The sequence below is a fragment of the Microvirga sp. 17 mud 1-3 genome, from assembly GCF_003151255.1.
In the GTDB taxonomy this organism is placed as follows: Bacteria; Pseudomonadota; Alphaproteobacteria; order Rhizobiales; family Beijerinckiaceae; genus Microvirga.
Window position 1 is genome coordinate 816047 of sequence record NZ_CP029481.1, and the last position, 20380, is coordinate 836426.

Annotated in this window: 23 protein-coding genes; 15 read left to right on the forward strand and 8 right to left on the reverse strand. The window is 65.8% G+C overall.

Translation table 11 applies throughout. The annotated features are described in order from the left end of the window. The first annotated feature begins 1 nt into the window (after window position 1). The 4 genes from C4E04_RS03740 to C4E04_RS03755 all read left to right on the forward strand — a co-directional run bounded on the left by C4E04_RS03740 (window position 2) and on the right by C4E04_RS03755 (window position 3434). The gene (locus C4E04_RS03740; protein ID WP_109595090.1) at window positions 2-1519 is read left to right on the forward strand and encodes an ATPase domain-containing protein; all 1518 of its coding nucleotides are present in this window, start codon (window positions 2-4) and stop codon (window positions 1517-1519) included. After that, complete coding sequence (locus C4E04_RS03745) at window positions 1516-1872, forward strand: response regulator (RefSeq protein WP_109595093.1); 357 nt, start codon at window positions 1516-1518, stop codon at window positions 1870-1872. The genes C4E04_RS03740 and C4E04_RS03745 overlap by 4 nt, the downstream gene beginning before the upstream one ends. Before the next feature lie 93 nt (window positions 1873-1965). Next, window positions 1966-2139 (forward strand): DUF1328 domain-containing protein, encoded by a 174-nt coding sequence (locus C4E04_RS03750; RefSeq protein WP_109595095.1) that lies wholly within the window; start codon window positions 1966-1968, stop codon window positions 2137-2139. 206 nt (window positions 2140-2345) lie between these two features. Further along, the gene (locus C4E04_RS03755) at window positions 2346-3434 is read left to right on the forward strand and encodes a TRAP transporter substrate-binding protein (RefSeq protein WP_109595097.1); all 1089 of its coding nucleotides are present in this window, start codon (window positions 2346-2348) and stop codon (window positions 3432-3434) included. 60 nt (window positions 3435-3494) lie between these two features. Here C4E04_RS03755 and C4E04_RS03760 read toward each other — a convergent pair whose 3' ends face one another. Then, window positions 3495-4331: a lytic transglycosylase domain-containing protein gene (locus tag C4E04_RS03760; protein WP_109595099.1), complete on the reverse strand. Its 837-nt coding sequence runs from the start codon at window positions 4329-4331 to the stop codon at window positions 3495-3497. Window positions 4332-4474: 143 nt separating this feature from the next. Between C4E04_RS03760 and C4E04_RS03765 the strand changes: the two genes are divergently transcribed. The 3 genes from C4E04_RS03765 (at window position 4475) to C4E04_RS03775 (ending at window position 6435) form a co-directional block, all read left to right on the forward strand. Further along, a complete protein-coding gene (locus C4E04_RS03765) occupies window positions 4475-5113 on the forward strand; it encodes a hypothetical protein (RefSeq protein WP_162559265.1) in 639 nt (212 codons plus the stop codon). Between the two features lie 85 nt (window positions 5114-5198). Then, window positions 5199-5627: an arsenate reductase (glutaredoxin) gene (arsC, locus tag C4E04_RS03770; RefSeq protein ID WP_109595103.1), complete on the forward strand. Its 429-nt coding sequence runs from the start codon at window positions 5199-5201 to the stop codon at window positions 5625-5627. 25 nt (window positions 5628-5652) lie between these two features. Further along, window positions 5653-6435 carry an SDR family NAD(P)-dependent oxidoreductase gene (locus C4E04_RS03775; protein ID WP_109595105.1) on the forward strand — a complete coding sequence of 261 codons (783 nt, stop codon included), beginning with the start codon at window positions 5653-5655 and terminating at the stop codon, window positions 6433-6435. A 10-nt stretch (window positions 6436-6445) separates the two neighbouring features. On the opposite strand, the gene C4E04_RS03780 is transcribed toward C4E04_RS03775, so the two are convergent. After that, entirely contained in the window at window positions 6446-7684 is a 1239-nt protein-coding gene (locus C4E04_RS03780) for an MFS transporter (protein ID WP_109595107.1), read from the reverse strand. Window positions 7685-8196: 512 nt separating this feature from the next. Between C4E04_RS03780 and C4E04_RS03785 the strand changes: the two genes are divergently transcribed. Next, the gene (locus C4E04_RS03785) at window positions 8197-8472 is read left to right on the forward strand and encodes a hypothetical protein (protein WP_109595110.1); all 276 of its coding nucleotides are present in this window, start codon (window positions 8197-8199) and stop codon (window positions 8470-8472) included. Between the two features lie 60 nt (window positions 8473-8532). On the opposite strand, the gene lepA is transcribed toward C4E04_RS03785, so the two are convergent. Continuing rightward, window positions 8533-10338, reverse strand: coding sequence for a translation elongation factor 4 (lepA, locus tag C4E04_RS03790; RefSeq protein ID WP_109595112.1), 1806 nt, complete (start codon window positions 10336-10338; stop codon window positions 8533-8535). Between the two features lie 247 nt (window positions 10339-10585). Between lepA and C4E04_RS03795 the strand changes: the two genes are divergently transcribed. Further along, the gene (locus tag C4E04_RS03795; RefSeq protein ID WP_109595114.1) at window positions 10586-11080 is read left to right on the forward strand and encodes a GNAT family N-acetyltransferase; all 495 of its coding nucleotides are present in this window, start codon (window positions 10586-10588) and stop codon (window positions 11078-11080) included. A 108-nt stretch (window positions 11081-11188) separates the two neighbouring features. Continuing rightward, window positions 11189-11725, forward strand: coding sequence for a Dps family protein (locus C4E04_RS03800; RefSeq protein ID WP_109595116.1), 537 nt, complete (start codon window positions 11189-11191; stop codon window positions 11723-11725). Window positions 11726-11753: 28 nt separating this feature from the next. On the opposite strand, the gene hrcA is transcribed toward C4E04_RS03800, so the two are convergent. Further along, entirely contained in the window at window positions 11754-12845 is a 1092-nt protein-coding gene (gene hrcA, locus C4E04_RS03805; RefSeq protein WP_109595118.1) for a heat-inducible transcriptional repressor HrcA, read from the reverse strand. Window positions 12846-13036: 191 nt separating this feature from the next. Between hrcA and rph the strand changes: the two genes are divergently transcribed. The 3 genes from rph to C4E04_RS03820 all read left to right on the forward strand — a co-directional run bounded on the left by rph (window position 13037) and on the right by C4E04_RS03820 (window position 14986). Next, window positions 13037-13750, forward strand: coding sequence for a ribonuclease PH (gene rph / locus C4E04_RS03810; RefSeq protein WP_109595120.1), 714 nt, complete (start codon window positions 13037-13039; stop codon window positions 13748-13750). Window positions 13751-13820: 70 nt separating this feature from the next. Continuing rightward, window positions 13821-14465 carry a non-canonical purine NTP pyrophosphatase gene (locus C4E04_RS03815; protein WP_109595122.1) on the forward strand — a complete coding sequence of 215 codons (645 nt, stop codon included), beginning with the start codon at window positions 13821-13823 and terminating at the stop codon, window positions 14463-14465. 11 nt (window positions 14466-14476) lie between these two features. Continuing rightward, entirely contained in the window at window positions 14477-14986 is a 510-nt protein-coding gene (locus C4E04_RS03820) for a shikimate kinase (RefSeq protein WP_109595124.1), read from the forward strand. Between the two features lie 141 nt (window positions 14987-15127). Here the strand turns inward: C4E04_RS03820 and C4E04_RS03825 are convergent, their stop codons facing one another. Together C4E04_RS03825 and C4E04_RS03830 are read right to left on the reverse strand one after the other, a co-directional pair. Further along, window positions 15128-15652: a DUF2852 domain-containing protein gene (locus tag C4E04_RS03825; RefSeq protein WP_109595126.1), complete on the reverse strand. Its 525-nt coding sequence runs from the start codon at window positions 15650-15652 to the stop codon at window positions 15128-15130. Between the two features lie 169 nt (window positions 15653-15821). Beyond that, window positions 15822-16505, reverse strand: coding sequence for a TetR/AcrR family transcriptional regulator (locus tag C4E04_RS03830; protein ID WP_109595128.1), 684 nt, complete (start codon window positions 16503-16505; stop codon window positions 15822-15824). A gap of 174 nt (window positions 16506-16679) precedes the next feature. On the opposite strand from C4E04_RS03830, the gene hemW reads away from it, so the two are divergent. Further along, window positions 16680-17840 (forward strand): radical SAM family heme chaperone HemW, encoded by a 1161-nt coding sequence (gene hemW, locus C4E04_RS03835; RefSeq protein WP_109595130.1) that lies wholly within the window; start codon window positions 16680-16682, stop codon window positions 17838-17840. A gap of 224 nt (window positions 17841-18064) precedes the next feature. On the opposite strand, the gene gshB is transcribed toward hemW, so the two are convergent. Beyond that, the gene (gene gshB, locus C4E04_RS03840) at window positions 18065-19012 is read right to left on the reverse strand and encodes a glutathione synthase (protein WP_109595132.1); all 948 of its coding nucleotides are present in this window, start codon (window positions 19010-19012) and stop codon (window positions 18065-18067) included. 168 nt (window positions 19013-19180) lie between these two features. Between gshB and C4E04_RS03845 the strand changes: the two genes are divergently transcribed. Continuing rightward, complete coding sequence (locus tag C4E04_RS03845; RefSeq protein WP_109595134.1) at window positions 19181-20050, forward strand: lipid kinase; 870 nt, start codon at window positions 19181-19183, stop codon at window positions 20048-20050. 10 nt (window positions 20051-20060) lie between these two features. Here the strand turns inward: C4E04_RS03845 and C4E04_RS20780 are convergent, their stop codons facing one another. Then, window positions 20061-20363 carry a DUF1127 domain-containing protein gene (locus C4E04_RS20780; RefSeq protein WP_162559266.1) on the reverse strand — a complete coding sequence of 101 codons (303 nt, stop codon included), beginning with the start codon at window positions 20361-20363 and terminating at the stop codon, window positions 20061-20063. Window positions 20364-20380: the final 17 nt, after the last annotated feature.

Below are 20380 nucleotides of genomic sequence, written 5' to 3' on the forward strand. Positions count from 1 at the left end.
GGTGAGCGACAGGCGCATCGAAAAGCTCTCGACAGGCATCGAGGGGCTGGACACCATCCTTGAGGGAGGCGTCCTCCGCGGAGGAATCTATATCGTGCAGGGCACCCCCGGTGCCGGCAAGACGATCCTCGGCAACCAGCTCTGTTTCAATCACGCGGCGCGGGGCGGGCGGGCACTCTACGTGACCCTGCTCGCCGAAACGCATGGGCGGATGCTCGCCCACATCAGTCAGCTTTCCTATTTTGACGAGACCGCCATTCCGGATGGCGTGTCGTATCTCAGCGCCTTCAGAATTTTGGAGACGGAGGGCCTCAAGGGACTTACCGAAGCACTACGGCGGGAAATCCGCGCACGACAGGTCGATCTCCTGATTCTCGACGGACTCGTCTCGGCCGAGGAAACCGCAGGTACACCCCGGGAGTTCAAGAAGTTCATCCATGAACTCCAGATCCAGGCAGACCTAGCGGATTGCACCATGGTTCTTCTCACCAGCGCAGCCGCCGATCAGGGCTTCGCGTCTGCGGAACACACGATGGTGGACGGCCTCATCGAGCTGAGGACCCGCCTGCGGGGGCGGCGCTCCGAGCGCGAGCTGATCGTTCACAAGATGCGTGGCGGCGGATTCATCCGTGGCCTGCATTCCTTCCAGGTCACGACGGACGGCATCGTTGTCCAGCCGCGCATCGAGGCTCTTCTCGCAACGCCCAGCCGCCCGGTCGCGACAGACGGGCCTATGCTGTCAACAGGCATCCCGGCTCTCGATGGGCTGCTCGGCGGCGGCCTGCACCGCCATTCCACGACCCTCGTGATGGGACCGGCCGGTTCCGGAAAGAGCACGATCGGTCAGCATTTCCTCGGCGCTGCGCATGAGCCGGGTCTCTATTTGAGCTTCGACGAGGACCCGAAGGCGATCCGCTTCAAGGCCCAGTCCCTGAACCTTCCGGTGGCACAGCTGTTCGACAGCGGAGAGGTCGAGATCATCTGGCAGCCATCGACGGAGGGGATCTTCGACGAGGTCTGCATCCGGCTTCTGGATCAGGTCCGGTCGCGGGGCGTGCGACGGGTATTCATCGACGGCATCAACGATTTCGTCCACATGACCGGCGAGGAGGACCGGATCGGCCCTGCATTGACCGCGCTGGCCAACGAGTTCAGCGCCCTCGGTGCAACCCTGGTCGGGACCTTCGAGCTGGACTTCAATGGCATCGTGCCGGGCCAGCCTCTCACGGGCCTGCCGATCCTGGGGCTGTCTCCGATTGCGGAGAACATCGTGGCCATGCGCTTTGCGGCCCTCGGCGCGGATATTCACCGCCTCATCGTGGCTCTGAAGGCGCGCGACAACGCTCTGCGACCTCAGTTCCGGCGCTATGAGCTGACCGCGCGGGGCGTCGAGATCGAAGCCGATTCCGGCCAGGCCGACCTGATCCTGCAGGAATTGGTGCGTCAGGGCGGAGCAAGTCCCGCTCCCTTCTCGACGGCTCCGTTCTATCCCGACAGGCCTTCGGGAGACGGCACGTGAAGACCATTCTCGTTGTGGACGATGAATGGGCGATCGCCGAGGTTCTCGAGGCACTGCTCGGGGATGAGGGCTATCGGGTCATCGTCGCCAATAATGGAAAGCAGGGGCTTGAACGCCTGGGGGAATGGCGTCCCGACCTCATCATGCTCGACTTCATGATGCCGATCATGGACGGGCCGGCGACGTTCGCGCTCCTCAAGGCGAACCCCGCCACATCCTCCATCCCGGTCATCCTCATGAGCTCCCTGCCGGAGGAGACCGTCGCGGAGCGATGCGCCGGCTACAGTGCCTTCCTGCGCAAGCCCTTTCGGATCGCGGCCGTTCTGGACGCCATCGACAAGGCCCTCGGCTGACGCGATCCTGATCCGTATGCGCGCCGCATGGAACCTGAACGGTTCCGTGACTTTATGTCTGGGAAGCGACCATGTTCCGGACAGGAGTCGGCGATGCTGAAATGGGCCCTCATCTTTCTCGTGATCTCCCTCGTGGCAGGGGCCCTGGGCTTCACGGGTGTCGCATCGGGCGCCAAGACCATCGCCAAGATCCTCTTCGGCCTATTCCTCGTTCTTTTCATCATCCTGCTGCTCCTTGCCTGGAGCGCGGGCGAAATGATGTTCTAGCTTTTTCAGCCCGCCGGCGCGGTCCCTGCATATTGCTCCGCTCACTCATGCGCGCAGTGCATGAGGACCCTGCTTCGTTGGGGTATGTTCCCTTAAGGAAGGCCCGCTAAGAGAGGCCCAAGCCAAACTCGTTCGTTTCCGGCCCGCTTCTCGAAACGTTCTTTCGTGCGGAAGTGGGCTCGCAACATCTTCCGAAAGGGACTTTCATGAAGCGTCGCACTTTCCTTCAGGCTGCCACGCTGGGAACGGCCGCCGGGACCGTTGCCATGCCGGCCATCGCCCAGTCCTCCCCAGAGATCCGCTGGCGTCTGACCTCGGGCTTCCCGAAATCGCTCGACACGCTCTTCGGTGGGGGCGAGCTCCTGGCAAAGTACGTGTCCGAGGCGACGGACGGCAAGTTCCAGATCCAGCCCTTCGCGTCGGGTGAGATCGTCGGCACGCCGCAGGCCGCCGATGCGGTCGGCAACGGCACCGTCGAGATGGCCCACAGCTGCTCCTACTACTACATCGGCAAGGATCCGACCTTCGCGATCGGCACGAACCTGCCCTTCGGCCTCAACTCGCGCCAGACCAATGCCTGGCTGTACCATGGCGACGGCAACAAGCTGCTCAATGAGTTCTACGCCAAGTACAACCTCTTCGCGCTGCCGGCCGGCAATACGGGCGCCCAGATGGGCGGCTGGTTCCGCAAGGAGATCAAGACCGTTCAGGACCTCCAGGGCCTGAAAATGCGCATTGCGGGCCTCGCCGGGCAGATCATGGCGAAGCTCGGCGTCGTGCCGCAGCAGATCGCCGGCGGTGACCTCTATCCGTCCCTCGAGCGCGGCACCATCGACGCCGCCGAGTGGGTGGCGCCCTACGACGACGAGAAGCTCGGCCTGAATAAGGTCGCGCCGTACTACTACTATCCCGGCTTCTGGGAAGGCGGCCCGGCCATCCATTTCTTCATCAACCTGGAGAAGTGGAACTCCCTGCCGAAATCCTATCAGGCGGCCATCCAGGCTGCGGCCGGCTACGCCAATGTGGACACGCAGGCCAAGTACGACGCACGCAACCCGGCCGCCCTGCGCAGCCTGATCGGCGCCGGCGCACAGCTGCGCCCGTTCTCCCAGGAGATCATGGAGGCCGCCTACAAGGCCGCCAATCAGATCTACGACGAACTCAGCGCCTCCAACCCGGCCTTCAAGAAGCTCTACGACAGCTACAAGGCCTTCCGGGGCGAGGAATATCTCTGGTTCCAAGTGGCGGAATACGCCTACGACAACTTCATGATCCGCGCCCGCGCCAAAGGCTGAGGCAGGGGCTGAGATCAGAATTGCGTTCGGGGCGGGCGTCGATGCGCCCGCCTCACGGCCTTACTGACTTGCGCCTTCGACGGCCATGTCCCGGCCAGCCAGCTTGCTGGCGAAATAGGCGACGGTCTGCGAATAGACCTGCGACTTGTTCCATTGCCGCAGAGCCTCGAAATTGGGCGTGCCGGGCGACCAGTCCGCGCCGCGCACCCAGCCGTGGCCCTTGAGGTAGTTCGCCGTGGAGGCGAGCACGTCGATCGGGCTGTGAAGCAGGTCCGCCCGTCCATCGCCGTCGAAATCGACCGCGTAGCGCACATAGGATGTGGGCATGAACTGAGTCTGGCCGAGCTCACCGGCCCATGCGCCGCGCATTTCGTCGGGCCTCAGGTCTCCCCGGTCCACGATCCGCAGGGCATCGAAGAGCTGCCCCTGGAACATCTCCGTGCGCCGGCAATCGTACGCGAGGGTCGCGACGGACCGGATCGTTGCCATATTGCCCTTCACGGCCCCGAAATCGCTCTCCAGCCCCCAGATCGCCACCAGAACAGGGCCCGGAACGCCGAATTGCTGCTCGATGCGCGCCAGCGCGCCCGCATGCTTGCGCAGCAGCGCCGCCCCGTTCTTGAGCCGGTAGGCCGAGACCATGCGGCCGGCGAACTGCTCGAAGCTCTGCTTGAAGACGCCCTGGCCGCGATCTTTCCGGATCACGCTCGGGTCGAAGGTGACGCCCGCCAATCCGGCCTCGACGGCCGCTGAGGAAATGCCCTGCTGAGCGGCTTCCTGGCGAATGTCGCCGAGCCATTTCTCGAAACCGGCAGGATCCCGGCAGGTTGCCGCACTGACCGGTCCCGCCGCCATCAGGCCCATCGCGAGAATCCAAAGGCGCATCGTGGCCGACATCGGTTCTCTCCAAATTTTGCCAAGTTTGCTTTGTCAAGGTTTCTGGCGACCTAGGGTCCGATCGGGACAACTCAAGAGGACGGCGCAACCGGAAGCTCCGCAGGGCGTTTCCATGACGAGCCCTTCTGCTTGCGGAGACATCCATGACATTGCGAGTGTGGCCGATTCATCTTCCGGCATTTTTCCTGGCCGCAATCGTCCTGTCGGTGGCTGGCGTTCCCGGGCAGGCGGCGGCACGCCTTGCCGGCGATATCGGATCCGGCATCTCGGCGGATTTCGACATGCGAGCGGACCGGACCCGCATTACCCGGCGTGTCGGGAATGCCTGTATGACGATGGTGCTTCCCCGCGCGTGGAATGTCGCATCGCAGGATGCGGAGCGTACCGTCCTGTCTGCCGCCGATGGTGTGGAACTCGAACTGGTCCTGCGCCCCGCCCGCGCCGCAAAGGACCTGCCGCAATCCGATATCGCGAGCCGGGACGCGGCGCTCCTCCAGCGGGATCACGAGGGCCTGTTCGGACGCCCTGCCCAGGCGGCCACCCTGGTGTCCCTGCCGGCAGGCGCCAAGCGCTGGACCGCCACATGGGTGGATGCCAGCCTGCCGAGCGCCTCCCGGGAGGTGACCCTGGACACCCTCATCGTCCCATTCTCCGACGAATGGGTGATCGAGTTGTCCCTGGCCCAGGCGGGAGCGCCCGCAGACTACGAGCGGCTGATGACGAACCTCCTCCTGAGCTTGCGGCGTGAGCCTGCCGAGACTTGCCCTGCCCGAACGCCGTGATGCGCCGCTCTCGTCCGGAGCCGCTCACGCCCTATCATGCGGGAATGCTCCGACCGTTCCGTCACCCACATCCGGAAAGCCGTTCATGGACGTCATCATCTATCACAATCCCGCCTGCGGCACCTCGCGCAACACCCTCGGGCTCATCCGCAACGCCGGCATCGAGCCGCACATCATCGAATATCTGAAGACGCCGCCGACCCGGCTCCTCCTGCGGCAGCTGATCGACAGGATGGGGATTCCGGTTCGGGATCTCGTCAGGGAAAAGGAAGACCTCTTTCGAGAGCTCGGCCTCGACCGCCCCGATGTGACCGACGATGCGCTTCTCGATGCCATGGTGGCGCATCCGAAGCTGATCAACCGCCCCATCGTGGTGACGTCGCGCGGCGTCAGACTGTGCCGCCCCTCGGAAGCGGTGCCCGATATTCTGCCCGCGCCCCAGCAGGGCGAATTCCGAAAGGAGAGCGGCGAGATCGTCATCGATGCGGCCGGCCGACGTGCCGGGACGGCCTGAGACAGGACCGAGGAAAGGACACGGGATGGAACTCGAAGGCAAGGTCGCTCTCGTTACGGGAGCCGGCTCGGGAATCGGCAAGGCCGCGGCGCTCCGGCTCGCGAAGGAGGGGGCTGCCATCGGCGCGCTGAGCCGCACGGAGAGCGAAGTTCGTAAGACCGTCGCGGAGATCGAGCGCAACGGCGGCAGGGCCGTCGCCCTGGTGGCGGACATTGCCGAGGAAGAGCCGATGAAGCAGGCGGTTTCCGATCTCGTCAGCGCTTTCGGCCGCCTCGACATCGTGTTCGCCAATGCGGGCATCAACGGCGTCTGGGCGCCCATCGACGATCTTACGCCTGCCGAGTGGGACCGGACCATCGGCATCAATCTGCGCGGCACCTATCTGACCCTTCATTATGCCGTCCCTCATCTCAAGAAGGCCAAGGGCGGCGCCATCGTGATCACGGCGTCGATCAACGGCACGCGCACCTTCACGAGCGCCGGCGCGACGGCCTATTCGGCTACGAAGGCGGCTCAGGTCGCCATGGCGCAGATGCTTGCCCTCGAACTCGCCAAACACCGCATCCGCGTCAACGCCATCTGCCCCGGTCACATCGCCACGAGCATTCCCGACAATACGTCCTGGCGCCACACGGACGAGGCGAGGGTCGCGGCGGAATACCCGGACGGCGACATCCCGCTCACCGGCGGCGAGGCGGGGACCAGCGAGGAGGTAGCCGACCTCGTGCTCTTCCTCGTCTCGGACCGGGCGCGGCACATCACCGGCACGCCGGTCTGGATCGACGGCGGGCAGTCTCTCCTGGTCTGACGATGTCCGGTCAGGAACTGGGCACCAGCTCGGTTCCCACCGGCACGGCAGGCTCCGGCACGAAAGCTTCCTTCTCGGCCTCGGGCGGCGCCGCGCGCTGCCTGATGCGATAGACGCCCCATGCGGCGATCAGCACTTGGGCCAGGATGGTCGTATAGGCAAGGCCGCGCGGCCCGAACAACGACATCGCCATTCCGGACACGATAGGGCCCGCGGTCGAGCCGGCACCGAGGACGATCAGGAGGCCGCCCGAGGCCGCCACGAACTCGCCCGGCTTCACCATGTCGTTCACGTGCGCCGTGACGATACTGTAGGTGGGGATGACACTCCCGCCGAAGACCGCGACACAGAAATAGAGCACCCAGGCGGGCGGCTTCGCGGGCACGAAGGTGAGGAGGGCGAGAATGATCGCGGCAGCCGCGCCCGCGGCCGCGATGATGACGAGGCGCCGGTCCATCCGGTCCGAGAGCCAGCCCAAGGGCCAGGTCATGGCGAAGCCGCCGAGGGTGCCGCAGGCCATGAAGATCGCGATACCGCCCGTATCGAGCCCCGCTTCGTGCGCGAACAGGGGGCCGAGGGCGAAGAAGGATGCGCTGGTGACGCCGCATAGGAAGGCCGCCACCAGTCCGAAAGGCGATTGCCCATAGAGCCGAGGCAGGCTGATTCCGGCTTCGCCCGTTGCGTGAGCCGGCGCCGTTGCGCGGGACAGGGCAATCGGCACGAGCGCCAGGGAAATGATCATCGACACAGCGCAGAACAGGCGAAATCCAGCCGGGTCGCCGGCCGGCAGGAGAAGCTGCCCGCCGATTCCCGCGATGAGCCCGGTCATGCCGTAAAGGCTCAGGATCTGACCGCGCGTCTCACCGCTGGCTGTGCTGTTGAGCCAGCTCTCTACCACCATGAAGAGCCCGGCGAAGCAGAAGCCCGTCAGAGCCCGGGCGGCGATCCACACGACCGGATGAATGGCGAGCAGATGAAACAGGGCCGTGGACGCGGCGACCGCTGCGAGCGCCGCGAAGGTGCGGGTATGCCCCACCCGCGCGATCACGGTTCCGGCCCAGAGCGAACCGAGCACGATCCCGGCCCAGAAGGCAGCGCCGACGGCCCCGACCTCCGTGGGCGAGAAGGTCTCGATGCTTCCGCGAATGCTCAGGAGCGTACCTTGCAGCGTGTTGCCCATCTGCATGAGGCCATAGCCCAGAAGGAGTGCCAGCAGGGTCGGCAGAACGTTGCGAAGGGAAGTCTGCATGAGGTGTCCTTCGGGAGTCATGGCGGTTCGCGTCAGGGGACGGATCCTCGATGGCTGGATTTTCGGCGCAGGTCCGAAGCGCGTAGGGCGGGCAATCCGCAGGATGCCCGACGAAGGGGCACGGTTCCTGGGTTGAACTCATCCCCGGAAGGACGGTTCCGTCTCCGCATGATCGTGCCGGAAGGGAGATTCGGGATAAGCGGACTGGCTCATGAGGGTGAGGCATGAGATGCGATGCGGGTCATGATGTCGCCACAGTCGAGCCGGCTAATCCGCGTCCTCGATCAATGGCCGAGGTTGTCGTGCGGGCCCACACCGGCATCGGTGCATTGTGGCCTAGCGACGAAGGAGGTGGCTGATGGACGACAATGTCGAAGAGACTGCCACGACCCATGCTGGCATCGTTCGCCCGCATGTCCTTCCGAGGTCAGAGCCGCATCTTGCGCGCGGCCAAGCGCTCCTGTCCTAAAACGCTTCTGTCGTAAGTCCCGTCTCTCCAGCCGAGGTTTCCGATGCGTTGCTTTTTCAATCTGACGAACGGCAAGTGTCATGTTGCCGACCGGGAAGGGGTCGAGGTCGCGAGCCTCGATCAAGCGCATGGAGAAGCCGTGGACGCGATCCGCGAGACCTTCCGGCATCACGAGGCGGCTGATCTCGATCTGGAGGGATGGGCTCTCGACGTCGTCGATCTTTCGGGGCGCGTCCTGTTGTCGATGTCCCTGGAGGACGCCATGGAGGCGCCGCGGATGCGCGGACGGTTCGACCGTCCGCTCGGCATCATGCAGTGATCGTTGCCTCGACGGAATGGACGGGTGGATCGGCGCCCGGGCAAGCCCGCTCCGGTCCGGTCAGCTGTCCATCTTGAGCGCTGCGATGAAGGCTTCCTGCGGGATGTCGACCTTGCCGAACTGGCGCATCCGCTTCTTGCCTTCCTTCTGCTTGTCGAGCAGCTTGCGCTTGCGCGAGGCGTCGCCGCCGTAGCACTTGGCGGTCACGTCCTTGCGCAGCGCGCGAATGGTTTCGCGGGCGATGATCTTGCCGCCGATGGCGGCCTGAACCGGGATCTGGAACATGTGCGGCGGGATCAGCTCTTTCAGCTTCTCGCACATGGCGCGGCCACGGCCCTCGGCGCGGTCGCGGTGGACCAGCATGGAGAGCGCGTCCACCGGCTCCGCATTGACCAGAACCGACATCTTCACGAGGTCGCCTTCGCGGTAATCGGAGATGTGATAGTCGAAGGAGGCGTAGCCCTTCGAGATCGACTTCAGGCGGTCATAGAAGTCGAACACCACCTCGTTGAGAGGCAGGTCATACACCACCATGGCGCGCTTGCCGACATAGTTCAGGTCGATCTGCACGCCACGCCGCTCCTGGCACAGCTTGAGCACGGAACCGAGATACTCGTCGGGGGTCAGGATCGTGGCGCGGATCCACGGCTCCTCGATGGTCTCGATCTTCATCACGTCCGGCATGTCGGCCGGATTGTGCAGTTCGATGATCGAGCCGTCGCGCAACTTCAGGTGATAGACCACGGAAGGCGCGGTGGAGATGAGGTCGAGGTTGAACTCGCGCTCCAGGCGCTCCTGGATGATTTCGAGATGCAGCAGGCCGAGGAAGCCGCAGCGGAAGCCGAAGCCCAGCGCCGCCGAGGTTTCCATCTCGTAGGAGAAGCTGGCATCGTTGAGGCGCAGCTTGCCCATGGCGGCGCGCAGGTTCTCGAACTCGGCCGCATCGACCGGGAAGAGGCCGCAGAACACCACCGGCTGTACGGGCTTGAAGCCCGGAAGCGCTTGCGCCGTCGGCTTGCGGTCATCCGTGATGGTGTCGCCGACGCGGGTATCGGCCACTTCCTTGATTGAGGCGGTGAAGAAGCCGACCTCGCCGGGGCCGAGCTGAGCCATCTCGGTCATCTTCGGCGAGAACACGCCGACACGATCGAGTCCATAAGAGGCGCCGGTGCCCATCATCTTGATGGTCTGGCCCTTCTTCATGGTGCCGTCCACGATGCGCACGAGCACGACCACGCCGAGATAGGCGTCGTACCAGGAATCGACCAGGAGAGCCTTCAGCGGCGCATCCGGGTCGCCCTTCGGGGGCGGCAGCTTGGTGACGATGGCCTCCAGCACACCCTCGATGTTGAGGCCGCTCTTGGCCGAAACCGGCACGGCCTCGGAGGCGTCGATGCCGATCACCTCCTCGATCTGCTCCTTGATCCGGTCCGGATCGGCGGCGGGCAGGTCGATTTTGTTGAGGACCGGGACGATCTCGTGATTGGCGTCGATGGCCTGATAGACGTTGGCCAGCGTCTGGGCCTCCACGCCCTGGCTGGCATCCACCACCAGGAGGGAGCCCTCGCAGGCCGCCAGCGACCGGGACACCTCATAGGCGAAGTCCACGTGGCCGGGGGTGTCCATCAGGTTCAGGATATAGGTCTTGCCGTCCTGCGCCTTGTATTCCAGGCGCACGGTCTGGGCCTTGATGGTAATGCCCCGCTCGCGCTCGATATCCATGTTGTCGAGCACCTGCTCCGTCATTTCACGGGCCGAAAGGGCGCCCGTGGTCTGGATCAGACGGTCGGCAAGCGTCGACTTCCCGTGGTCGATATGGGCCACGATGGAGAAGTTGCGGATGTTTTCGAAGGTGCGTGCGGTCATTTAAAGTTGCAATTACGACAATGTCTGTCGGCAGGGCCTTAGCAGCCTCGCCCCCTAATGCCAAGGGAAGTCGGTGTCGCGCAGTGGGTCAGATATTGGGCGGGCACCAAATATTTGGGCAGGAATGCCGAAAAAACGAGCGCCGTCACGGGGCTCGGCGGAAGCGTGGCCTGCCGCCGGAATGGTAGAACCGTCCGCAAAGGGTCGGGCGGTCAGACCTGCCGCGGCCCGTCCGAGGATCCGAACGATGACGATTGCCGTCAGGCCCGCCGCGGAGGCCGATCTCCCGGCCATTCTCGCTCTCCACAACCACCATATCGTCCACACCCTGTCCATCTGGCGCTATGCGCCCGTGGATCTGGCCGAGCGCCAGGCCTGGTTCCAGGAGCGGCTGTCCAAGGGCTATCCTGTCCTGGTGGCCGACGAGGGCGGCGAGGCGGTGGGATATGCGTCCTACGGTCCGTTCCGGACCGGCGAGGGCTATGGTCGCACCGTCGAGAACTCGATCTATGTCCGCCAGGACCGGCAGGGAAGGGGGATCGCCCGCACGCTCATGCAAGCCCTGATTACGGAGGCGCAGAACCAGGGGCGGCACACGATGATGGCCGGGATCGGGCTCCCCAACGGGGCCTCGGTGCGGCTGCACGAGAGCCTCGGCTTCGTCGAAGTGGGACGGCTCAAGGAGGTCGGCTGGAAATTCGACAGGCCCCTCGACCTGCTCCTGATGCAGCGGATGCTCTGACCCAACCGGCAACGCTTTTTCCGGTTGCGCGTTGACGTGTGTCTTCCCTTGCGGAAGGCATATTGCCCTATGCGGGTCGTTCCTCCCTCTCCTGCAGGAGTTTTCATCATGGCCAAGGTCCGCGCCCTGCCGCAACGCAAGAAGGTCGCTCCCCTCGACACGCCGACTGATCTGAAGCCGGAAGGCGTCGCGGCAATCTCCAAGGCCCTCAACGCGCTTCTGGCGGACACCTTTGCGCTCTACGTCAAGACCAAGAACTTCCACTGGCACGTGAGCGGGCCGCATTTCCGCGATTACCACCTCCTCCTGGACGAGCAGGCGGCCCAGATCTTCGCCACCACGGACGACATCGCCGAGCGGGTGCGCAAGATCGGCGGCATGACGCTGCGCTCCATCGGGCAGATCGCGTCCCTGAAACGGGTCGAGGACAATGATGCGGACTACGTCCCGCCGCTCGAGATGCTGCGCGAGTTGATGAACGACAACAAGGCTTTCGCCACGAACCTGCGCGAGGCGCACGAGGCCTGCGAGAAATACGAGGATTTCGCGACCGCGAGCCTGATCGAGAACTGGATCGACGAAACGGAGCGCCGCACCTGGTTTCTGTTCGAGGCAAGCCGCGGCGCCGATCGGTCCGGCCACTAAAAATGCGGGCCCTTCCGGGGACGCTGCGTCAGCGTCCCCGCTCCAGCAGGCGGGAGATTACGCGGGCGGTGTAATCCACCATCGGCACGATGCGCGCATAGTTGAGCCGGGTCGGCCCGATGACGCCGAGCACGCCGACGATCTTCTGGCTCCCGTCCCTGAACGGGGCAGCGATCATCGAGGAGCCGGACAGGGAAAAGAGCTTGTTTTCCGATCCGATGAAGATCCGCACGCCCTCGCCATCCTCTGCGCGGGTAAGGAGATCGATGACGTCGGTCTGCGTCTCCAGATCCTCGAACAGCAGGCGGATGCGGTCGAGGTCCTCCGCGGCCTTCAGGTCCTCGAGGAGGTTCGCCTGACCGCGCACGATGAGCTGGCGCGTCTCCGTTGCGCCGACCGGCGTAGCAAGCCCAGCCTCGACCAGTTTCGCCGTGAGGGCATCGAGCTCGCGCTCCATGTCGCTGCGGCGGATTGCGATCTCCTGCTTCACGTCCGCCAGGGTCTTGCCGCGGATGCGGGCGTTCAGGAAGTTGCTCGCTTCCGTAAGGGCACTCGCGGGCAGGCCGGCAGGAAGTATGAGGAGGCGGTTCTCCACCGATCCGTCCTCGCCCACGAGCACCACGAGGGCGCGGCTCGGGTCGAGGCGCACGAACTCGATATGCTTGAGGCGGGCATTCGACTTGGACGTCACGACGACGCCGGCGCCTCGCGAGATGCCGGACAGGAAAGCCGATGCCTCGGCCAAGGCCGTCTCCAGGGTGTGGCCGGAGGCCGCGGCCCTCATCTGGGCCTCGATGCGGGCGCGCTCCTCGCGGCCCACATCGCCGATCTCCATCATCGCGTCGACGAAGAAGCGCAGGCCCAGCTCGGTCGGCAGGCGGCCGGCGCTGGTATGGGGCGCAAAGATCAGGCCCGAGGCCTCGAGATCCGACATGACGTTGCGGATCGAGGCCGGGGACAGGGCCATGGGCAGGATGCGGGACAGGTTGCGCGAGCCGACGGGCTCCCCGGTCGCGAGATAGCTCTCCACGATCCGGCGGAAGATCTCCCGGGAGCGTTCGTTCAGCTCCGCCATGGCGCGGGTCTCGCCGAACGGTGCGGATGGGCTCTGCCGATTCATCGGGGCGCGTTCAATCCTCGGTTCACCTTGCCGTCTCATTATGTGAAGAGTGTCGCGGCCAAACGCAAGCCCATTGCGGGGCTGGCTTTTTCCGATGGCCCCAGGCTCTCCTTGCCGTCCTGCGTTCAGACCGATAAGACCACCGGAGCTTCGAAAACCCCATCCTCAAAGTCCTACGGAGACGAACCGAGATGCGCCCCTCCCAACGTGCCGCCGACGAACTGCGCCCCGTCAGCCTGGAGCGAGGCGTCGCGCGCTACGCGGAAGGGTCCTGCCTCGTCTCCTTCGGCAATACCCGGGTGCTGTGCACGGCCTCCCTTGAGGAGAAGGGGCCGCCATGGCTGCGCGGCACCGGCAAGGGCTGGGTCACGGCCGAATACGCCATGCTGCCCCGCGCCACCCACGAGCGCACGCGCCGGGAGGTCAATTCCGGTAAGCCGTCGGGCCGGACTCAGGAGATCCAGCGCCTCATCGGCCGCTCCTTGCGCGCCGTGGTCAATCTTCCGGCCATCGGCGAGCGGCAGATCGTGATCGATTGCGACGTGATCCAGGCGGATGGCGGCACCCGCACGGCCTCCATCACGGGCGCCTGGGTCGCTCTCCACGAGTGCTTCGCCTGGATGCAGAGCCGCTCCATCATCTCGATCAATCCCCTGCGCGAGCCGGTGGCGGCGATCTCCTGCGGCATCTACCAGGGCAAGCCAGTTCTGGATCTGGACTACGCCGAGGATTCCGCTGCCGAAACGGACGCCAATTTCGTGATCACCGGGTCCGGAGGTCTCGTCGAGGTCCAGGGCACGGCGGAAGGAAAGCCGTTCTCCGAGGAGGAATTTTTCAACCTCCTGCGCCTGGCGAAGGCCGGCGTCGCCCAGCTCGTCGAGTTGCAGAAGAAAGCGGTCGCCTAAAGGAAGTGATGTCCCGGCCGTCCGCCGGAGCCGGGAGCGACCCGTTTCGACCGTATGGAGGTTCACGATCATGCCCCGTCCCCTGACCGGAAAGGTCGTCATCGCCACCCACAATCCCGGCAAGTTGCGCGAGATGCGCGAGCTGTTCGCGCCCTTCGGCGTGGAGGCCGTCTCGGCCGGGGAGCTGGGGCTGCCGGTGCCGGCCGAGACCGGGCACATGTTCGCCGAGAACGCCGCCATCAAGGCCCACGCGGCCGCGCAGGCGACCGGGCTGCCGGCCCTTTCGGACGATTCCGGCCTGTGCGTCGATGCCCTGGACGGTGCGCCGGGGCTCTTCACGGCCGATTGGGCGGGCCCGACCAAGGATTTCGCCGCCGCCATGGCGCGGGTCGAGCGCGAATTGCAGAAGCGCGGCGTGACGGCGGAGGGAAACCGCAAGGCCCATTTCGTGTCGGCCCTGGTGGTTGCGTGGCCCGACGGACACGAGGAATTGTTCGAGGGCCGTGTCTTCGGCCAGGTGGTCTGGCCGCCGCGGGGAAGCCAGGGCTTCGGCTACGACCCCATGTTCCAGCCGGAGGGGTTCGACGAAACCTTCGGAGAGCTGTCTTCCGAGCGCAAGCACGGCATCGACTGGTCGGCCCCGACGGCGCAGGCCCTTTCCCACCGGGCGCGCGCCTTCGTGACGCTGGCAGCCGGCTGCCTGCGCAGGGGCTGAGCGGCCCCGAGATGACGACGGTTGTTGTCGTCAACGGTCCGATCAACAGCGGCAAGTCCACCCTGGGGCTTGCCCTGTCGCGCCGTCTGCCGGACGCCTGCTTCATCGACGGCGACGATCACGATGCGCCGGATGACGCTCCCTTGCTGGTGAGGGTCGAGGCGGCCCTGCGCCGAATCGAGGCTCGGATCGTCGGAGCTGAAGGCCGCTTCCTGGTCGTCGCCTATCCCTTGCGGCAGGAGGATTTCGAGCGCATCGGAAGGGCCTGCGGCCGGCGGGAGGCCGGTCTCCGGGTGATTACGCTCGCGCCGCCTCTCGCGGTCGCGCTCGCTGACCGGGGCGTGCGCAGGCTCGAACCCGCAGAGAGGAAGCGCATCGTCGAGATGTACCGGGAGGGATACCATGCCCGCCCATTCAGCGATCTCATCCTCGACACTGCCCGCCTTGATCCGGACCAAGCCGCCGACGAAGCCGCGGCCGCTGTCCTCAAAAGCGCAGCCCGCCTGGACCCGCAGGGCTGACTGAAAACGGAGGGCGGATCCGTGGACGCATGAAAAACGGGACGCCCGAGGGGCGTCCCGTCTGTCCGGGAACCGGCGGTTCTCCGGCCGAGCCATGCGAGGGGGCTGTCAGGCATTCGGCCGACCCGGAAGTCCGGACCTTTAGCCGTTCGCAGGGCCGCTCTTGTCGGCGCGACGCTTCGCCATGAAGGCGTCGAACTCCTCGCGGTCCTTCGCGCGCTTCAACTCCTCGACGAAGTCGCGGAACTCACGCGCTTCCTCGTCGAGCCGGCGACGCTCCTCTTCGAGGCGCTCCAGCTCGCTGCGGCGATACTCGTCGAAGGCTGCATTGCCCGTACCCATGCCCGCTCCGAACCCGCCGGCCGGGCGGCGATAGGCGAACAGGTCGTCGATCGGACGCCCGAAGTTCTCACGGAAGAAGGCCTTCGCCTCGTCGTATTTTGGATATCCCATGACTTTCCAGACCAGATAAGCGACCGCGAGCGGCCAGAACCAGATGAAGGCAAAGACGATGCCGACAATCTCCAGGGCGCGGCGGGGCGGACGCCCGCAGCGGTGGTGACGGCCGGCGCCGTTGTTCCAGGGCCCTGAGCGGCCTGGGCCGGGCCCGCCGGAGCCCGGAAAACCGGAGCCTGGAGTCCAGGCGGAGGAAGCAGAATCAGACATCACAGTTCCCGCATGTTAATGCTAACAACATTAACATGCGGATCGATTTGGGCGCTTTCAAGAGTTTTCGAGGCTGGCCATGTCGATTTTCTTGGCGAGTCTGCGGGCGACAGGCGACGGGCCGCTCTATCGACTCGTCCAGAGGGCAGGCTTGGGCGCTCGGATCGGCCTAGACGGCGGGAATCTTGCGCTGGAGCGCGCCATGGACGAGGGCGAGCACGCCGGCCCGCAGCAACTCGTACTTGTCCGGCAGGCCCGGACCTTTGGGAAGTTGGCCCGCCGCATCGAGGGTGGCGATACCGTGGGAGAGAGCCCAGACCTCGATGGCGATGAAGCGCACATCCACGTCCTTGAAGCCGTCCGGGAAGGTCTCCGAGAGAGCGCGCACCAGGAACGAGAAGGCATCGCCCTGACCGGCGCCCCCCTCCGGCTCCTTGACACCGGTCGCTTTGGTGCCCCGGGCCCAGGGCGGCCCGCAGGTCTCGGCTTCGGCCGGGCGGGGTGAGAACATGGCCGCGTAGAAGCCCGGCTCCTGCTCGGCGAAGGCCAGATAGGCCTCTCCCATGCGGGTGAAGCGCTCGAGAGGAGTGCCTTCGCCCGCCAGAGCCCGACCGAGCCGCTCGGCGAGCTGCGTGTAGCCCCGGAAAGCGACCTCGGCCACCAGGGCGTCGCGGCCCCGGAAATGGCGATAGAGCGCGGCGGGCGTCACGCCCACGAGCTTGGCCGCATCCGCCAGGGTGAATCCGCCAAGGCCCCGCTCGGCGATGAAGCGCTGCGCCGCCTCGATGAGCGCTTCCTTGAGATTGCCGTGGTGGTAGCCCTGCCGGTCGAACGGGGCGCGCCAATGCCGCATAACGATACCTGTACTGTCTCGGCCGCCAGCCTAAGCCTTCGAGCCCCGGGAGGCCAGCCAGGAACCTGAGGGGTGAACAGCGGCCAAGCGGAATGGTTCGCTCTTCGCACGGACTTTCGCCGTGCGGCAAGCCGGTGCGTGACGGAAAGGGGCCGAGATGCCATAACGCCGCCCATGATCGATCATCCGACGCGCGATGTGGGTTTCGGCGTTTACATCCACTGGCCCTTCTGCGCCTCCAAATGCCCCTATTGCGACTTCAACAGCCATGTCCGCCACCAGGGTGTGGACCAGGAACGGTTCCTGGCCGCCTTCCGGCGGGAGATCGCCCATACGGCCGCCCGAATCCCGGGACGCACGGTCACGAGCATCTTCTTCGGCGGCGGGACGCCCTCGCTCATGCGGCCCGAGACCGTGGGCGCGATCCTCGATGCCATCGGCGGCGCCTGGGCCGTGGCGCCGGACGCGGAAGTCACCCTGGAGGCCAATCCGACGAGCGTCGAAGCGGAGCGCTTCCGCGGCTATCGCCAGGCCGGGGTCAACCGGGTCTCGCTCGGCGTGCAGGCCCTCAACGACCCCGATCTCAAGCGCCTCGGCCGCATGCATAGCGTCGAGGAGGCGCTGGCGGCCGTGAAGGTCGCGGCCTCGATCTTCGAGCGCTATTCCTTCGACCTCATCTATGCCCGTCCCGGCCAGACCCCGCAGGCCTGGGCGGCCGAGCTGAAGGAGGCCATCGGCCATGCGGTGGAGCATCTCTCGCTCTACCAGCTCACCATCGAGCCCGGCACCTGGTTCGAGCGCCTGTTCAACGCCGGCAAGCTCACGGTGCCGGATGAGGAGACGGGCCGCGCGCTCTACGACGTCACGCAGGAGGTCTGCGAGGCTCATGGGCTACCGGCCTACGAGATCTCCAACCATGCCCGTCCCGGCGCCGAATCGAGGCACAACCTGCTCTATTGGCGCTATGGCGAATATGCGGGCATCGGGCCCGGCGCCCACGGGCGGCTCGTCACCGGCAATGCCCGGATCGCCACCGCGACTGAAAAGCACCCCGAGACCTGGCTGGCGCAGGTCGAGCGGGAGGACCATGGGGTGATTGAGGAGGAGATCCTCACCACCGAGGCGGCAGGCGACGAGTTCCTGCTCATGGGCCTGCGCCTGAAGGAGGGCATCGACCCGCGCCGCTACGAGGCCTTCGCGGGCCGCCCGCTGAACGCGGGTCGCGCGCGCATTCTTGAGGAAGAGGGCCTGATCCGCATGGATGGCACACGCCTGGCCGTAACCGAGAAGGGCTTCCCGGTGCTGAATGCGGTGATTGCGGAACTGGCGGCTTAAGGGAAGTCGCGGCGCGACGGATCTTGCTCCCCACAAGGGGGAGAGAGCAGGGCCGTGCTTCCACCGTCATTCCGGGGCCGCGTCAGCGGAGCCCGGAACCCATAACCACAAGCGGTTCAGACCAAGGTATTGCGATATCCACTGTGCTTTATCCTGCCTCGTCAGCGTATATGGGTTCCGGACCCGGCCCGAGGGCCGTCCCGGAATGACGGAGGAAAGGATCCTCAGGCGCGCCCGATCTTCGATTCGATCACGTCCCACACCTTCACGGAGAGGTCCGGCCCGCCGAGGCGCTTGATGGCGCGCAGGCCCGTGGGCGCCGTCACGTTGATCTCGGTGAGGTTGCCGTCGATCACGTCGATGCCGACGAGGATGAGGCCCATGCGCTTGAGCTCCGGCCCGATGGTCTCGCAGATCTCGCGCTCGCGCGGCGACAGGTCCGTCGGCTTCGCGGCGCCGCCGCGCACCATGTTGGAGCGGATGTCGTTGGCGGCCGGAACCCGGTTCACGGCGCCCGCCGCCTCACCGTCGATGAGGATGATGCGCTTGTCGCCCTCGGTGACCCGGGGCAGGAAGCGCTGGATCACCCACGGCTCCCGGAAGGTGGCCGCGAAGAGATCGTAGAGCGAGCCGAAATTCGGATCCTCCCGGCCGATCTTGAACACGCTCGCGCCGCCATGGCCATAGAGCGGCTTCATCACCACCTCGCCGTGCTCGCGGCGGAATTCCTCGATCTCGGCCTTGTCCCGGGAGATCAGGGTCGGCGGCATCAGGTGCGGAAACAAGGTGACGAAGATCTTCTCGGGCGCATTGCGCACATGGGTCGGATCGTTGACCACGAGGGTCTTCGGATGGATCCGCTCGAGGAAATGCGTCGCCGTGATATAGGCGAGGTCGAAGGGCGGGTCCTGGCGCATCAGCACCACGTCGACCGTCGACAGGTCCACCCGTTCGGTTTCGCCCAGGGTGAAGTGGTCCCCTTCCACGTCGCGGGCCTCGATCGGCTCCGCCATGGCCGTCACGGCGCCGTCCCGCAGGCTCAGGCGGTCCGGCGTGTAGTGGAAGACCCGATGCCCCCGCCGCTGTGCCTCGAGCAGCAGCGCGAAGCCCGTATCGCCCGCGATCTTGATGCTTCTGATGTGATCCATCTGGATCGCGACGGTCAGGGTCATGCGTTAGCCTCCGTGAGCAGCGAGGTTATTGGACGGAAATGCCGCAATGGCAACAGCCATCGCGGCGACGGGAGCAGCTATCGGGTGGACAGGCACGGAAGGCCGCATCCGGAAGGCTTTACGGCCCCGCCTCTTGCAGATGAGGCTCAGGTTGCCATCTGTAAGGCCATGTCCCGCCGCGCCCTTCTCATCGTCAATTCTCACAGCCGCAGCGGCGCATCCCAATGCGAGAGAGCCGTGGCCATCCTCAAGGCCCATGGGATCGAGCCCCTTCACCGGGAGTGCGAGAGCCGGGAGGATCTGTCGCCTCTGATCGCCCGGCATGCGGGCGATGTGGATTGCGTCGTCGTCGGCGGCGGGGACGGGACCTTGAATGCCGCGGCGCTCGGGGTGATCGACGCGAAGCTGCCCCTCGGCATCCTGCCCCTCGGCACGGCCAACGACCTTGCCCGCACCCTCGGCATCCCGTTCGATCTCGATGCGGCCGCCGACGTTATCGCGGCCGGGAAAACGCGCCGGATCGACCTCGGGCTCGTGAACGGGCAGCCCTTCTTCAATGTCGCGAGCATCGGCCTCTCGGCGGAACTGGCCCAGAAGCTGACGCGGGACATCAAGCGCCGTTTCGGCCGTCTCGGCTATGCGCTCGTCGCCGTGAAAGTGCTGGCGCAGGCGCGGCCCTTCAGGGCCACGATCATCGGCGAGGGCGAGTCCGTGCGGGTGAAGACCCTGCAGATCGCCATCGGCAACGGGCGCTATTACGGCGGCGGCAACGCGGTCGAGAAGGATGCGGCCATCGACGACGAGCATCTCGATCTCTACAGCCTCGAATTCAACCGCGCCTGGAAGCTCGCCCTCATGGCGCGCTCCTTCCGGAACGGCGCCCATGGGGCGTGGCGGGAAGTGAGGGCCGTGCGCGCCAAGGAGTTCGACATCCGGACGCGGATTCCGCGCCCCGTGAATGCGGACGGGGAAATCGTGACCCATACCCCCGCCCATTTCTCGATCAGGCCCAGCGCCGTCACGGTTTTCGCGCCCTAGGGAAAGTTGCTCACCGCCACTCCGTCAGGGAGAGGGGCAGGGAAGAGACTTCCTCCGAGAGAGCCGGCTCGACGATTCTCGAACGACCGAGCGACGGGCGTCCGTGCCGCACCGCATCCTCGACGCTGCCGCGCACCAGGCCGATATCGTGGAGCGCGGCGTCTCCGAAACCGGACAGAGCGCGCATGTCGCGGCGGATGCGGATCTCCCTCACCAGGGCTGCGGCGAGCCGGGCCAGGAGGGAAGGGCGGGAGGTGCGGGAGGTGCCGTTCCCCGCGAACGGGACCGAAAGGGGCGCAAGGGTGGACGACATGACGGATCTCCTGTGTG